General features: G+C 73.3%; 13 protein-coding genes and 2 pseudogenes. 7 read left to right on the top strand and 8 right to left on the bottom strand.

Features of this window, described 5'->3' with window-relative positions:
• Positions 1 to 406: 406 nt before the first annotated feature.
• Positions 407 to 1219, top strand: coding sequence for a pentapeptide repeat-containing protein (locus tag ACZ7KX_RS41255; RefSeq protein ID WP_470331088.1), 813 nt, complete (start codon positions 407 to 409; stop codon positions 1217 to 1219).
• A gap of 33 nt (positions 1220 to 1252) precedes the next feature.
• On the opposite strand, the gene ACZ7KX_RS41250 is transcribed toward ACZ7KX_RS41255, so the two are convergent.
• Positions 1253 to 3193 carry a hypothetical protein gene (locus ACZ7KX_RS41250; protein ID WP_470331108.1) on the bottom strand — a complete coding sequence of 647 codons (1941 nt, stop codon included), beginning with the start codon at positions 3191 to 3193 and terminating at the stop codon, positions 1253 to 1255.
• 113 nt (positions 3194 to 3306) lie between these two features.
• Positions 3307 to 3411 (bottom strand): annotated as a pseudogene (locus tag ACZ7KX_RS41245) (IS5/IS1182 family transposase); the annotation flags it as partial.
• A 226-nt stretch (positions 3412 to 3637) separates the two neighbouring features.
• Here ACZ7KX_RS41245 and ACZ7KX_RS41240 point away from each other — a divergent pair.
• Positions 3638 to 4429: a DUF2785 domain-containing protein gene (locus ACZ7KX_RS41240; RefSeq protein WP_470331087.1), complete on the top strand. Its 792-nt coding sequence runs from the start codon at positions 3638 to 3640 to the stop codon at positions 4427 to 4429.
• A 122-nt stretch (positions 4430 to 4551) separates the two neighbouring features.
• Here ACZ7KX_RS41240 and ACZ7KX_RS41235 read toward each other — a convergent pair whose 3' ends face one another.
• Positions 4552 to 5298: a C39 family peptidase gene (locus tag ACZ7KX_RS41235; RefSeq protein ID WP_470331086.1), complete on the bottom strand. Its 747-nt coding sequence runs from the start codon at positions 5296 to 5298 to the stop codon at positions 4552 to 4554.
• A 205-nt stretch (positions 5299 to 5503) separates the two neighbouring features.
• Here ACZ7KX_RS41235 and ACZ7KX_RS41230 point away from each other — a divergent pair, with 205 nt between their 5' ends.
• Entirely contained in the window at positions 5504 to 5941 is a 438-nt protein-coding gene (locus tag ACZ7KX_RS41230; protein WP_470331085.1) for a glutaredoxin domain-containing protein, read from the top strand.
• Between the two features lie 48 nt (positions 5942 to 5989).
• Here the strand turns inward: ACZ7KX_RS41230 and ACZ7KX_RS41225 are convergent, their stop codons facing one another.
• On the bottom strand, positions 5990 to 6493 hold the full coding sequence (locus tag ACZ7KX_RS41225; RefSeq protein WP_470331084.1) for an allene oxide cyclase barrel-like domain-containing protein: 504 nt from the start codon (positions 6491 to 6493) through the stop codon (positions 5990 to 5992).
• A 394-nt stretch (positions 6494 to 6887) separates the two neighbouring features.
• Between ACZ7KX_RS41225 and ACZ7KX_RS41220 the strand changes: the two genes are divergently transcribed.
• Positions 6888 to 8330 (top strand): cellulase family glycosylhydrolase, encoded by a 1443-nt coding sequence (locus tag ACZ7KX_RS41220; protein ID WP_470331083.1) that lies wholly within the window; start codon positions 6888 to 6890, stop codon positions 8328 to 8330.
• Between the two features lie 46 nt (positions 8331 to 8376).
• On the opposite strand, the pseudogene ACZ7KX_RS41215 reads toward ACZ7KX_RS41220, so the two are convergent.
• The 3 genes and pseudogenes from ACZ7KX_RS41215 to ACZ7KX_RS41205 form a co-directional block, all read right to left on the bottom strand.
• Positions 8377 to 8902 (bottom strand): annotated as a pseudogene (locus tag ACZ7KX_RS41215) (GNAT family N-acetyltransferase).
• A gap of 74 nt (positions 8903 to 8976) precedes the next feature.
• Positions 8977 to 9531, bottom strand: coding sequence for a cysteine hydrolase family protein (locus tag ACZ7KX_RS41210; protein ID WP_470331082.1), 555 nt, complete (start codon positions 9529 to 9531; stop codon positions 8977 to 8979).
• The gene (locus tag ACZ7KX_RS41205) at positions 9528 to 10082 is read right to left on the bottom strand and encodes a MarR family winged helix-turn-helix transcriptional regulator (protein ID WP_470331081.1); all 555 of its coding nucleotides are present in this window, start codon (positions 10080 to 10082) and stop codon (positions 9528 to 9530) included. Before ACZ7KX_RS41205 ends, ACZ7KX_RS41210 begins: the two co-directional genes overlap by 4 nt.
• Positions 10083 to 10292: 210 nt before the next feature.
• On the opposite strand from ACZ7KX_RS41205, the gene ACZ7KX_RS41200 reads away from it, so the two are divergent.
• Both ACZ7KX_RS41200 and ACZ7KX_RS41195 read left to right on the top strand, forming a co-directional pair.
• Positions 10293 to 10646 (top strand): VOC family protein, encoded by a 354-nt coding sequence (locus tag ACZ7KX_RS41200; protein WP_470331080.1) that lies wholly within the window; start codon positions 10293 to 10295, stop codon positions 10644 to 10646.
• Positions 10647 to 10717: 71 nt separating this feature from the next.
• On the top strand, positions 10718 to 11779 hold the full coding sequence (locus ACZ7KX_RS41195; protein ID WP_470331079.1) for a phosphotransferase: 1062 nt from the start codon (positions 10718 to 10720) through the stop codon (positions 11777 to 11779).
• 316 nt (positions 11780 to 12095) lie between these two features.
• Here the strand turns inward: ACZ7KX_RS41195 and ACZ7KX_RS41190 are convergent, their stop codons facing one another.
• Positions 12096 to 12896, bottom strand: coding sequence for a helix-turn-helix domain-containing protein (locus ACZ7KX_RS41190; RefSeq protein WP_470331078.1), 801 nt, complete (start codon positions 12894 to 12896; stop codon positions 12096 to 12098).
• A gap of 292 nt (positions 12897 to 13188) precedes the next feature.
• Between ACZ7KX_RS41190 and ACZ7KX_RS41185 the strand changes: the two genes are divergently transcribed.
• A partial coding sequence (locus tag ACZ7KX_RS41185; RefSeq protein ID WP_470331077.1) for a DUF4097 family beta strand repeat-containing protein occupies positions 13189 to 13635 on the top strand: 447 nt, incomplete at its 3' end.

Raw genomic sequence — 13635 nt, 5'->3', positions numbered from 1 at the left:
TACTCTGGTCGCAGGGGCCGGGCCGCCCCGCCTGCGCGTCGGCGGCCCGGCGCAAGGCCTCGTCCCGCGTGGTGATCTTCTTTTCGTGCGCGGCGCCAGGCGGGACCGCATCCCCCGTCCGGCGCGGGTGGCCGTGCTGGAGTCGCAACTCCTCGCGCCAGGCCTGGTCCGTGGTCTCCAGCCGTCGAGTCTGCGCGGCAAGCTCCGCCTCGCGGATCTCCAGCCGGGTGGCGAGCTGCGCCCCGCGGACAGGAGGCGTCGGCGCGGGGCCGGCCGATCCGGCGGCTCGCGGTGGCGGGAGCCGGTGGGGGCTGGTACCGGTGGAAGAGAGGCCTGCGGGGAGCGGGCGGTCCCCGGGCTCAAGTCGGCGCTACTCGGCTGTGACGAGCGCAGGTTGTGGTTTCCCATGTCTGGAATCAGCCCTTGGCAGTGGATCCTGGTCGGAGTCCTGGTCCTCGTGGGAGTGTCTCTCGCCGTTTTCGCCTGGCGGCTTGCATCCCACCCCACCACGTCAGGGGACAAACAGGCCGAGAGCAGTGTGCTCTCAGGGGTGGGCGGTGGTCTGGTCGCAGGGTTCGCGGTCGGTCTTTCGGTGATGTTCCTCCAGCAGGCCATCGGAAAGGCGGAGGAGGTGGCGACCTGGCGGGCCGATGTGGCGATCGCCTCCACGATCCCCGGGTTCGACTCACACGCTCATTCGATCAAAGGATTGAACTTCAGTGGCAAGAGCCTGCGGGACGCCGACTTCAGGCACCAGGATCTCAGCGGCTTCGAGTTCCGCGACGCCGATCTCCGCGGATCCGACTTCACCGGCGCGAACCTCAGGAACGCGGATCTGATCGGGGCACATGTCACGGCGGCCGAGCTCAGGGGGGCCGACTTCGCAGGCGCCCTGCTCCAGGACGCGGATTTCAGCTGGAGCGACACGACCCTCATCGCCTCGCTCGCCGGAGCGGAGGCCAACGAGCGGACTTGCTGGCCGCCGGGTTTCCTGACCGACCGGCTCATGCAGGGTGTCGCCGCCGAGCGGTGGCACAACATGGCTGACAACACGGTCCATCCCCCGTCCAAGGGCAAGGAGGGGCCGTGCAGCCCCCTGGAGACCGGCCCGACGAGTGCCGACACGTCCGCTGACGGATTCGTGCCGCTTCCCCTCTCGATCCAGTGGTTCCATGCCAGGATCGAGGTGGTCCGACCGTCATCGGCCCGCGAACTTTGACCAGGCCGCCCGAGCACACGGCCGTCGCGGCTGTCACCGGACGCGGATCACGATTCCCCTCGATGTGGAAGACCGTCCGGCCGCGTCCTCGCAGCTGCGGTCGGCCATCTCCTGCACGAGTTCCTCGAACCGAGCGGATCCACGGATCCAGCGCAGGTCCGGATCGGTCCGGAGCCACTCGGAGGGAGCGGACAGGTCACATTCGGGGTCGACGACCGCGTGCCTCAGCAGACGCACCGCCAACTCCGCCCTGGAAGCGTCGAACGGCTCCGTCCAGCCTCGCCGGTCGTTCGAAGGCATGGCGAACAAGCAGCCGAGGTTGTAGATGACCTGCCACTCGAACCGGCCTCCCCGCCAGTGCTCGTGCCTGCGGTGGGGGGCCGGGCCGGCGAACCTCACCCCGCCGGCACTCCGGAGGGCCTGCGTGAACGCCTTCGGGACGGGTATGCCGGCCCGCCTGACGTACCGCAGCTCGCGGAGCTGCCTCTTGAACAGGAATCGCTCGTCCGCGTTGAGCCTGACCGCGGCCATGTCCGCACCCAGCCTGCAGAGCCTGACCATGCTGCACCGGGCCCGCCGGCTGCGGAGGTAGGGCAGTACGGAGATGCGCCGTTGGCGGTGGAACAAGCCCGCGGCAGCCAGGCGGTGCACACGCATGTACCTGGCGAGCGCGTGGTACTCCTGCTCGGACACCGTGAGCAGCGCCCTGCGTATCCCTTCGAGGTCACCGTCCGATGATGTGCGGGCTCGCTTCATCGCCTCGTTCTCGCCCTTCAGGAGCCCGCTGTCGTAGATGAGGCGGGCGATGTCCTTGCGCTGCCTCGCCCGGTTCGGCTCGTGCTGGTCCCCTAGGTGCGCGGCGCGGCCGGTCCACTGCTCGAAGAACACCTGAGCGTCACCCAGCATGCCGAGTGACACGGCCGTCCGGTAGCGTCCGCGGATGAAGTCCGGGTGGAGCACCCTGTTGATGAGGTGGAGCCGGAGGGGCTCCAGATGCTCACCATCGGTGTCGTACAGCAGGGCGAGCTCGTACCGCACGATGCCTGCGTTGGGGCTCTTGTCCACGACGGCGGCGAGCTCGCTCCGCCGCTCCCGCCGGACCAGTTCGGCCTGCGCCCCGGTCTGCGAGGACGAGCAGACCATTTTCGAGCGCAAGTAGGCGGCAAGGTCCTCACCGTCGGTGGACCCGGCCATCCAGGGCGGCACCGAGAAGTCCATCCTCAGGATGTTCCGTGCGATGAACGCCGCGACACCCTCCGCCGCGTCGCGACCGTCGGGCACGGGGAGGGTCTTGACGACCACGCTTTGGTCCGTGTCCCGGTCCCGGAGATCCACGGTCACCCGGTCCCCGTGAGGCATCCCACCAGCACTCGTCTTCTCCCTGTGCAGCCTGATGGCATAGGAGCGGGGGCGCGGTTCGATCGCCTTCACCAGCCGCACAACGGCACCGAACACCTTCCCCTTGTCCGAGTCGAACGCTTCTCCGACCCCGGCCAGGCCGTCCAGAAGCTGTGCGCTGCCCGGTACCAGTGGCGGTCTCTTGATCTGGACCGCTGGAAGCCTGAACCCCACTTCCTGGCGCAGGCATTCGGAGTCTTTCCCCGTCACCTCGGCATGCTTCGCGTCCACCGTCGGGGGCTCACGCCGGGCACAGTGGAAGTCCAGGAAATACAGGGCACCGGCGACCACGGCAGCTGCTGCCGCGATTCCCACCGCATCGGTGACCGGCGTCTCCTTCCTGAAGGCTTTGAAGAAGGGAAGGAAGAACTTCTCGACGGCTTCCCTGAGGCCTTTCACGAAGGACCCGTAGAACGACCTCCCGGGCCCGGAGCCCCAGGCCGTGAGGAAGACGGCGCCGGAGAAGAGGAAAACCGCCTCGGCCCAGCGAAGGGTCCGTCGGGTGAAGAAATGAGCGAGGCAGAGCAGGAACCCGAAAACCGCGGACAACACCAGCCAGACAAGCAAGGTCTCCATGTTCCACGCCCCCGCTCGGACGTTCCAGCCTGCACGAGCCAGTCTAAGACCTCGTCCCACGTGGTGACTTTCGTCGGCCGTTCGTGGCACGTGATGACGGTGCCAGGGTCGCGGAAGGCCAGGTGGAGCAGGTGGTCGCGCTCGTAGCGGCGCGCGGTTCGGCGGTAGCCGGTGCGGCAGGCCGTGGTGCGCTCGATCACCCAGCGGTGCCGGCCGAGGGTGGCCGGAACGGCTCCGCCAGATCCCACAGGCCATCAGGAACGATCCAACCCCACCCCCACCCACCACTCCCCACACCCGGCCCAACGACCCGATCACCACATGGGACACGCTGTCAGGAGCCCGTCCATCCTGCCCTGGACCGGGCCGGCCTCATGCGATGCGCTGCGAGATCCGCTCCAATTCGCAGGCGTACGGCATCGCCGGCGCCCTATCCTGCGCGTCATGATCGACTGGAAGAGCATCGAGGCCGCCGACTGTGCCGTGCCCGCCGGACCGCCCGTGGACGACGTCGTCGACGAGCTGTCCCGCGCGCTGGCGGATCCCGATCCGCTGGTGCGCGACGGCGCGCCCTACGCCGTGCTCGCGACGTGGATAGCCCGCGGGGTGATCGGGACCTCCCGGCGGCTGGAGCTGGGGGACGAGATGGCCGCCCGCTTCACCGACCCGCGGATCGAGGCCCGCACCTTCGCGCCCCTGGTCCTCGACATGCTGGTGTCCGCCGGGGACTTCAAGGCCGGCTGGGTGGACGCGTTCGAGCGCTGGTACCCGGCGGAGCACGACCTGCGCGGCCACGACGACGTGCTCGGCTGGCTGCACGCGGTGGCCCACGGCGCGGACCTGCTGGCCACCTTCGGCCGCCACCGCGAGGTGGCGCCGGTGCGGATGCTGGAGCTGGCCGCCGCGCGGCTGACGGCGCCCACCGACCACGTCTACGACCAGCTGGAGGACGACCGCCTGGCCCGGGCCGTCGCCCGCGTCCTCACCCGCACCGACCTGACCGAGCGCGAGGCCGTCGACTGGCTGGAGCCGATCGCCGACCGCTTCGGCGCCGACCGCCTCAGCACCCCGGTGCCCGCCCACCTCAGCAACTGCCTGCGCACCCTGCGCCTGCTCTACGTCCTCGCCGACCGGGGCGTGCGCCCCGCGCCCGACCAGCCCGCGCAGCCGCTTGCCCACCGCGACGCGGTCAAGTCCGCCGTCGCCGCCGTCCTCGACCGGATCGTCAAGCGCTGACACGACCCCCGGTCCCGGGGCCGGGGGCCTGGCCGGGACCGGGGGTCGTGCGCTGCGGTGGCCGGTCGCTCCGGGTGCACGGCTTCGCGTCCCGTCGCCCGGGGTGGAGCGGCGGCGCGGTGTCACCGGACGATGACCGCCATGTCCTGGTACGTGGCGTAGCCGGCGTCGAAGGTGCCCTCGCTGATCCAGGACTCCCCGCGGGCCGGGTCCTCGACCAGGAACTGTCCGTCACGGACCGCGGAGACGACCACGGTGTGCTCGGACGGCCCGGCGTAGAGCACCTGGCGGCCGTCGTAGGCGGTGTACGAGCCGGCCGCGACACCGCGCCAGCCGTAGTCGACCCAGACGATCGCCGGATGGCCCGCCGCCACCTGCGCGCGCAGCTCGGAGGGGCTGATGCCCTGCCCCGCCTGCATGACCGCCAGGCCGTAGGAGCCCGCGGCCCGGGCGACCGGCGGGTAGTACACGCCGTAGCCGGTGCCGGCCGTCTCCGAGCCGTTGGGGTCGCCCACGAAGGCACGGTAGGGATCGCCGGAGAGCGGACCGGAGACACCGAACTGGTAGTGCACCCGGTCGACGCCGATCCGGGCGAGCACGGCCTGGTCCCCGACCTGGACGCCACGGGAGGCCAGCACCATGCGCAGCGACGCCGCCTCGCAGTCGTTGGCCAGCTGCTGGGAGTAGTGCGGAACCGCGGTGGCGGCGCCCGAGGGTGCGGCGCACAGCAGCGTGGCCGCGCCGGCCAGGGCGGCGGCCAGCGCCGTGAGCCGCCCGCCGCGCGGTAACCGCCTGGCCCTGCGGGGCGTGGGCTGCGGCTTCCCCGGGCGGCGGGTGTGCTCGCTCCTCGTCACGGCGCTCCTCGTCATGGCGCTTCTCCTTCGCTGCTTCCCCCTTCCATGGCACCTCGTCCTCGCCCGCCTCGCAGCTGGGGAGGGCGGGGAGCCCGTCACCGTCACGGATGTCGGCCGCGCGGGAGCAACTCTGCGCGCGCCGCCGTGGCCGGGCAGCCGCCGCAAGCGCAGCCGCAGCCGCTCGCCTGCCCGGGGCGGGTCATCGGTAGTCTGCGGACCCATGACACGCCTTTGGATCCTGCCGGCCGTGATCGTCCTGTCCGGCGCGGTCGTTGCGGCGCGGCCGGCCGCGGAGGGGGACACCGGTACGGCCGCGGCCCTGCTGCTGGTGTTCCTGCTGCTCGCCGCCGTGAACACCCCGCTGGTCTTCCCGCGGTCGGTGAGCGCCGCCGAGGCGCAGCGCCGCAGTGCGGCCGACGGTCGGCCGGTCGTCTTCTGGCGGCCTGGGTGCACGTACTGCCTGCGGCTGCGGTTGCGGCTGGGGCGCAGTGCCGGCCGGCTGCACTGGGTCGACATCCGGCGCGATCCCGAGGCGGCGGCGGCCGTGCGGGCGGTGAACGACGGCAACGAGACGGTGCCGACGGTCTTCGTGGCGGGCCGGGCGCACACCAACCCCGATCCCGGTTGGGTGCGTGAACAGCTCTCGCCGGTCGCGTGATCCGCTGCCTGCCCCGCTGCCTGGTCCCCTCGCGGGCCGGGTCGCGGGTCAGCGCTGGATCTCGGCCCGCGCCCTCTCGTCGGGCGTGCCGATGTCCCAGAAGCGGATGGTGCCGCGGACGCCGGCGTAGGTGCCCGTGCCGCCGGTGACGGCCATGTCGAGCGGGGCGGTCGATCCCTTCGTCCAGAGGGACTGCATCGTCAGGGAGCCGCCCTCGACTTCCATGGTGAGCAGGCACTGGGTGGTGACGCCGGTGCCGTCGGCCTGGATGACCTGGCACGATCCGCCGCCGCGGCCGACGCTGCGGCCGTCCTTGAGGGCGGTGCCGGAGTAGACGTAGAGGTCGCCCAGGCTGGGCCCTGCGGGGGCGAGGTCCACGGCCTGGTACTGGTCGTTGCGGACGTTGAGTTCGAGGACCTCGACGTGGCTCCTGCGCGGGGTGTCGGCGTCCGCGGTTCCCCCTGCGGCGACGGCGATCGCGGCGGTGGCCAGCGTGGCGGCGAGGAGCCGGTTGACCGTCAGGTGCCTGCTGGTGTTCCGGTTGGCGGGCATGGTGGATTCCCCTTCGCTGTGGACTCGTGTGCGAACTCCGTCGACGCTATGGCCGGCGGGTCGGTGTTTTCCAAGACCAATACGGTTATGGGGCCATGCCCGCGCGGGTATGACCGGCGCTTCCCGGCCCGGGCCGCCGGGGCTCGCACGTCGCCGCACGCTGGTCGCGCGCCGCCGGGGGCCGTCCGTGCGGTGGTGCCGGGCGCGGGGGCGGTCCGGCGGGGTGTCGTGAGCCGTTCCGGGCGGCGGTGGATAGCATCTGCGCGTCAGTTCCGCCGTGTCGGCCGTTCGTTGACGGTCTCGTTGTGCGGCGGACCGGTCCGCAGCTTTTCCGTTCCCGTCGTCGGCGCCGTGGGCATTTCCGCGGGCGCTTTCCCGTCGGAAGGTTCGTGCCATGACTGTCATTTCTTCGGCGGCGCGGTGTCTCGGGGCGGCCGTGCTGGTGCTGGGGCTGACCGCACCGGCCTCGGCGACGGCGGCAACGGCGGAGCCCGCCGCGCCGGCCGCGCCGGCCTCGGCAGCTGCCGCGCTGGGGCACGCGGGCCGCTGGCTCACCGACGACCAGGGCCGGGTGGTGACCGTCCACGGCGTGAACCTGGTCTACAAGAAGCCGCCGTACTTCCCCGCGGCCGGCGGTTTCGGCGAACAGGACGCGCGGTTCCTGGCGGAGAACGGCTTCAACGCGGTGCGGCTGGGCTTCGCGTGGAGCGCGGTCGAACCGCAGCCCGGCGTGTACGACGACGCCTACGTCGAGCAGATCCGCCGGACCCAGCAGCTGCTGGCCCGGTACGGCATCCTCAGCCTCGTCGACTCCCACCAGGACGCGTTCAACGAGTCGGTGGGCGCGAGCTGGAACGGGTTCCCCGACTGGGCGACGTTCGCCGACGGCTACCCGGTGCAGCCGAATCCCGGCTTCCCGCAGGTGTACTTCACGAGCCCCGCGCAGAACCAGGCGTGGGCGAACTTCTGGCACGACCACGCCGCGCCCGACGGCGTCGGGGTGCAGGAGCACTACGCGGCCATGTGGGCGCACGTCGCGCAGCGCTTCGCGGACCAGCCGTCCGTGCTGGGCTACGACCTGATCAACGAGCCGTGGCCCGGCTGGGACTACCCGACGTGCTTCCCGGACGGCTGTCCCGCCTTCGAGCGCGGCGTGCTGGCGCCGTTCGAGGCGAAGGCCATGACGGCGATCCGCGGGGTCGACCGCCGCCACCTCCTGTTCTACGAGCCTTCCCTGACCAACGACTTCGGCACGCCGGACTTCGTGCCGAACCCGACCGGCGACCCGGACGCGGGGCTGAGCTTCCACGACTACTGCTTCGGCCCGGTCGACACCTGTGTGACCAACGGGCTGGAGCGCGCCGCCGCCGACGGCGCCGTCGGGGTGGTGACCGAGTTCGGCGCGACGACGGACGCGGCGAGGCTGACCCGCCTCACCGAGCGGTTCGACGAGAACACGGCGTCCTGGATGTTCTGGTCCCTGGCGCAGGACCAGACGCCGGGGCACCCCCAGGAACCTCCGACCGGCCCGAACCTGATGGACCCGGCGATCGTCCGGCCGTACCCGCAGGCGGTCGCCGGCACCCCGCAGCAGTGGCGGTACGACGCCACCACCGGCACGTTCACCCTCGGCTACAGCACCCGCCGTGCCGACTCCGGCGCGCCGTTCGCCGCCGGCGCCCGCACCGAGGTGTTCCTGCCGCAGTCCCTCTTCCCCGACGGCTACCGGGTGGAGAGCCGGGGCGCCGCCGTCGTGTCCGCGCCCGGCGCCCGGCTGCTCCAGCTCACCGCAGACCCCGGGCAGGACACCGTGCAGGTGACGGTGACACGGCCCTGAACCGGCGGGCCCGGGGCCGGCGGGCCCGGGGCCGGGCCGGTGTCCGCTACGCCAGGTCCTTGCGCATGATCGTGCTCACGGTCTCGCGGCGGCGGACCGAGCCGTCGGGCGCCTCCTCGTCCCAGGCGTCGGGCCGCCGGTCGAAGGCCGTGCAGCCGAGCCGCTCGTACAGGGCGCGGGCCCGCGGGTTGTCGTCCTCCACGCCGAGTTCGGCCCGCCCGAGGCCCCGGGCGCGGATGCGTTCCTCGGCGCAGCGCACGAGCAGCGGGCCGAGCCCGTGGGACTGCAGGGCCGGGAGCACGGCGAGCTGCCACAGTGTGCCCGTGCCGGGGGCGCTGCGGTAGTCGACGCCGCCGATCGCCACGGGCAGGCCGGTGCCGGCGCACGGCGAGGTAGTCCACCTCGCCGGCCGCCGCCCGTTCCAACTCCCGTGCGACCTGGCGCAGGTGGGTCGCGGATCCCGACCAGGTGCAGGCCGGCAGGTCGGCGGGCGTCAGGTCACGGACGCGGACGGGGACGGAGAGGGCCACGGGGACGGCGGGGGCGGGGGCGGGGGCCCGGTGGGGGTTCATGCCCGTCGTCCCACCAAGGCGCCGGATGCGCGCGCGACGGGTTCTCCGCGGTCCTGCGGCGGCGCGACGCCCCGTCAGTTGCGGGCGGTGGCCAGGAGGGTGTCGGTGGTGGTGACGGTGGCGCCCAGGCCGCGCAGCGCGTGGAGGGCGGCGGTGTGGGCTGGGGCGGCGAGGGCGGTGACGGCGTCCTCGGGGACGGCGACGGGGTGGCCGAGGGTGAGGGCGGTGCGCACGGTCTCGCCGACGCCGTACTCGGTGGTGATGCCCGCGACGACGAGGCGGGCGGCACCGAGGCGGCGCAGGCGCTCGGCGAGGTCGGTGCCCTCGAAGGCGTCGATGCCGTACTTGGTGACGACCTCGTTGCCGGGGCGGGCGGCGACCTCGGGCGCGAAGCGGTTGAACACGGAGTCCGGGCCGCCGTCGCTGCCGTCGAGGCGGGCGTAGCGGACCAGGACGACGGGCCGGCCGGCGTCCTCGAAGGCGGTCTTCAGGCGGGCGGCGCTGCGCACGACGTCGGCGCCGGCCAGCGGGGCGGAGGGACGGTCGACGATCCACTGCTGGAGGTCGACCAGCACCAGGACGGTGCCGGGGGCGGTTGCGGGGCCGAAGGGGGCGGGGCGGTCGGTCATCGGGGATTCCTCGGGTGGGCGGCGGCGGACGGGTGGGGGCGGGCGGGCACTCGGTCGGTGCCTCGGTCGGTGCCGCGCAGGGCGACGGTGGAGCGGTCCAGGAGGTCGCGCAGCTGGGCCTGTTCGGCCGGGTCGAGGGCGTCGGTGAGGCGCTGTTCGACGCCGCGGGCCAGGGCGTCGGCCTTCCTGGTCAGGGCGTGGCCGGAGCGGGTGAGCCTGGCCACCAGGACCTTCTGGTGGACGCTGGAGGTCTCACGGGTGATCAGGCCCTTGGTCTCCAGGTTGGCCAGGACCGTGGTCATGGTCTGCGGGGTGACCATGCATTCGCGGGCGAGCTGGGCACCGGACATGCCGGTGGACTGCTGGAGGAGGAGCAGGGTGACGTACTGGGGCACCGTCAGGTCCACGGCGCGCAGTGCGCGGGTCTTCTCGCCGATGAGGGCCTGTTCGGCGCGTTTGATGGCGTGGCCGAGGCGGTCGTGGGGGTCGGCCGGAGCCGGGGCCGCTTCGCCCGCCGGGTCGGTGCCGTGGTCGGTGCTGTGGTCGGTCATGGTGATCGCCTCCCTGGCCGCCCCCGGGTCATGGACTGTGAGGGTTCTACGTTATATCAGGGTTCTGATGCACCGGCAGGTGCGGGGTTCGAGCGCGGGCGGCGCCGCGGCCAAGGGCGGTGGCGCAGGGCGGCGGCGGAGGGCAGGGGTGGCGCGCCGGGCCGGGCGTGAGCGCCCGCGGGGCCGGCGGGGCTGGCAGGATGGGGCGGCATGGAACGTGTGCTTGGAATCGGCGGGTACTTCCTGCGGGCCGCCGACCCGGCGGCGCTCGGCGCGTGGTACCGCGACTGCCTGGGACTGGACGCCGACGTGAACGGGCTGTGGCACCAGGAGGGCGGGCCGACGGTGTTCGCGCCGTTCGACGCCGGCACCGACTACTTCGGCTCCCCCGCCCAGCAGGTCATGCTCAACTTCCGGGTCCGCGACCTGGACGCGATGCTCGCGCAGCTGCGCGCCGAGGGGGCGCAGGTCGCCGAGCAGACCCAGGACATGGCGGGCGTCGGCCGCTTCGGCTGGGTCACCGACCCGGAGGGCAACCGCATCGAACTGTGGCAGCCGGCCTGACCGCACGAAGCGGCTCCGGCGCCAACTCAACTCACGGGCACCACCGTTCACTCCTGTGCCAGGATGGGGCCGTGGAGTCGACACTGCCGTTCGGAGAGGAACTGCGAGCCGCCCTCGGCACGCCCCGCCAGGCCCGCCTGCTGGAGAGCAGCCCGCGGTCGCGGGTGTGGCGGGCGGAGCTGTCCGGCGCGCCGGTGGTGGTCAAGCAGCTGGTCGACGCCCCGGAGGCCGACGAGCGCTACGCCCGCGAGGCGGCCGCGCTGGCCCTCGCCGCCCGGGTGGATCCGCCCGTGGTGCCGCGGCTGCTGGGCACCGACCCCGCCCGGCGGGTCCTGGTCCTGGAGTACCTGGAGCACCGGCCGCCCGCCGAGGACTGGGTGGTGGACTACGCCGCGGCCCTGGCCCGGCTGCACGCCGCCACCGGCCCCGCCGACGCGGGCGGCGCACTGCCCGCCTGGCCGGCCCCCGGCCCGGGCGACACCGACTCCTTCCTCGCCCTGGCCACCGCCCTCGGCGTCCCGGCGGCACCCTCCGTGCGGGCCGAACTGGACGCCCTGACGGCGCGTCTGCGCACCGCACCGGGCCACGCGCTGCTGCACGGCGACCCCTGCCCCGGCAACGACCTGCACACCGGCGACGGCGTGCGGTTCGTCGACTTCGAGCAGGCCTCGCTCGGCAGCGGCCTGGTCGAACTCGCCTACCTGCGCATCGGGTTCCCGACCTGCTGGTGCTCCACCGCCCCGCCCGCCGCCCTGCTGGACGAGGCGGAGGCCGCCTACCGCGCCGCGTGGCGCGCCGCGACGGGCACCGAGGCCGGGGACGACCTCACCGACGCGTGCGCGGGCTGGCTGCTGCGGGGCGACGCACTGGTCCAGCGGGCCGAACGCGGCACGGTCGACCACCTGGCCAGGGCCGTGGAGCAGGACTGGACCTGGGGCACGGCCACCGCCCGCCAGCGGCTCGCCCACCGCCTCGACGTCGTCGCCCGGCTGACCGCCGGCGACGGTGGTGACGGTGGTGACGGTGGCGGGCTGCGCGCCTTCGGGATGCTCGCGGCGGACGTCCGCCGGGCCATGCTCGCCCGCTGGCCGCACCTGCGCCCGCTGCCCCTGCTGCGCCCCCGGCAGTCGTAGCAGGACCGCCGGGCGCGGCTGCGTCCGGTGCTCCTGCCGTGCCCTGTTCGGCCGGGCCCGGCTGCGGGTGGGCCCGCGGGCAAAACCGGTGGCAGCGGCGCGCTCCGGGCGGCGAGACTGCCCGGGTGGACACCGCCGTACCGGACCTGCGCATGCACACCGTCGCGCCGACCGCGGCGCGCTGTACCAGCTCGTGCGGCTGCCGGGTGGGACGGGCCGGGCGGCGCAGGCCCGTCGGGTGGTGCGGGAGCTCGGTGCGCGGGACGCGTACGCGCACCGGCTCCTGGGCGGCTTCCGGGAGCGGCCCCAGGGGTGGTCACCTCGCGGCGGCGCCCTGGCCCTTGACGGCGGCGGAGCCGCCCGGGGCCGCGCTGCTCCCTGTGGCGGGGGCGGTGGCGGGGGCGGGGGCGGGCCTGGTGTGCAGGACGGCGCGGGCCTGTTCGGCGGCGCGGATGATGCTCTCGCTGATGAAGTCGAGGAAGCGGGCGACGTTCTCCAGGCGGTGGGCGGCGGGGGTGTCGGCGCCCAGGATCGCGGCGCCCTGGCGGGCGGTGGCGACGAGCTGGTCGTTGGCGCGGGCGCTGGCGACGGTCGCCTGGTAGAAGAGTTCGTCGTCGACGATGTAGCGGTCGCGGCGGCGTTCGTCGCGTTCGCGGCGCACCAGGCTCTGGCTCTCCAGGAAGGCGATCGCCTTGGAGATGGAGGCCGGGCTGACCTGCAGGCGCCGGGCGAGTTCGGAGGCGGTGAGGCTGCCCGCGTCGGTGGTGAACAGGCAGGTCAGGACGCGGGCCGTCATCCGGGACAGGCCCGAGCCCATGAGGACGGTGGTGAGCGTCTCCTCGTAGTCGGCCAGGGCCTCGGTGTCGCGGCCCTGCGGCCGGGCGGCGGCGTCCGGGCCGTGGGAGGCGGCGGGCTTGCGCCGGTGGGCGCGGCGTTCGGTGGCGCGGTGGGCCAGGTCGGCGCGGTAGGCGGTGGGGCCGCCGTTGCGCATCACCTCGCGCGTGACGGTCGAGGTCGGGCGCTCCAGGCGTCGGGCGATCTCGGCGTAGGGGAGGCTGTCGGCCAGTCCCAGCGCGATCTGCTGGCGTTCGTGCTGGGTGAGTCGGCCTCCCGGCATCGCGGTCTCCTCGGTGGTGCCTCGTGGTGGTCCTTGATCCCCACCATAGCGTTCACCTCTCACCCATTGCAATGAACAAGTCTCATGTCGTTGCGTTACCGACAGAACCGTTGCAACACTTTCCCGCACTTCACCTGCAGAGATGGCATTCTGATGCAACGACAGCATTGTCGCTTCATGGAAAGCAACGTAGCGTTTCCGATGTCAGAAACACCGGCCGGGACACCCCCGGCCGGGCACCGCGACGCACACCGCGAGCGGCGCACACCGCGACCGAACACCGGAGAGCACGATGCAGACCTTCGACACCCCCGCCGCGATCACCGCCGTCCTGGACGTCCCCGCCGGGCTCGTACGGCTGGTCGCCGCCGACCGCGCCGACACCACCGTCGAGGTCCGCCCCGCCGACCCCGCCAGGAACCGCGACGCCCGCACCGCCGAGCGCACCGCCGTCTCCTACGCCGACGGCGTGCTGACGGTCCGCAGCGCCCCGGCCGACAACCCGCTGCTCGGCGCCGGCGGCGTCGAGGTCATCGTCCACCTGCCGGCCGGCTCCCGCGTCGAGGCCAGGACCGAGGCCTGCGCGCTGCACACCACCGGCCGCCTCGGCGCCCTCGCCTTCGACGGCGCCCACCGCCGGATCGAGATCGACGAGGCCGCGAACGTCCGCCTCACCGCCGTCGACGGCGACGTGGAGATCGGCCGCCTCACCGGCCCCGCCGAGATCAGCACCGCCCGC

It is taken from the genome of Kitasatospora sp. NPDC038210 (assembly GCF_055600605.1).
Note: the sequence above shows the minus strand (reverse complement) of the source record. Positions and strands in the feature narration are given on the sequence as shown.

Coding starts and splice junctions, on each gene's coding strand:
- ACZ7KX_RS41255 (WP_470331088.1), top strand. CDS start 407: ATGTCTGGAATCAGCCCTTGGCAGTGGATCCTGGTCGGAGTCCTGGTC.
- ACZ7KX_RS41250 (WP_470331108.1), bottom strand. CDS start 3,193: ATGGAGACCTTGCTTGTCTGGCTGGTGTTGTCCGCGGTTTTCGGGTTC.
- ACZ7KX_RS41240 (WP_470331087.1), top strand. CDS start 3,638: ATGATCGACTGGAAGAGCATCGAGGCCGCCGACTGTGCCGTGCCCGCC.
- ACZ7KX_RS41235 (WP_470331086.1), bottom strand. CDS start 5,298: ATGACGAGGAGCGCCGTGACGAGGAGCGAGCACACCCGCCGCCCGGGG.
- ACZ7KX_RS41230 (WP_470331085.1), top strand. CDS start 5,504: ATGACACGCCTTTGGATCCTGCCGGCCGTGATCGTCCTGTCCGGCGCG.
- ACZ7KX_RS41225 (WP_470331084.1), bottom strand. CDS start 6,493: ATGCCCGCCAACCGGAACACCAGCAGGCACCTGACGGTCAACCGGCTC.
- ACZ7KX_RS41220 (WP_470331083.1), top strand. CDS start 6,888: ATGACTGTCATTTCTTCGGCGGCGCGGTGTCTCGGGGCGGCCGTGCTG.
- ACZ7KX_RS41210 (WP_470331082.1), bottom strand. CDS start 9,531: ATGACCGACCGCCCCGCCCCCTTCGGCCCCGCAACCGCCCCCGGCACC.
- ACZ7KX_RS41205 (WP_470331081.1), bottom strand. CDS start 10,082: ATGACCGACCACAGCACCGACCACGGCACCGACCCGGCGGGCGAAGCG.
- ACZ7KX_RS41200 (WP_470331080.1), top strand. CDS start 10,293: ATGGAACGTGTGCTTGGAATCGGCGGGTACTTCCTGCGGGCCGCCGAC.
- ACZ7KX_RS41190 (WP_470331078.1), bottom strand. CDS start 12,896: ATGCCGGGAGGCCGACTCACCCAGCACGAACGCCAGCAGATCGCGCTG.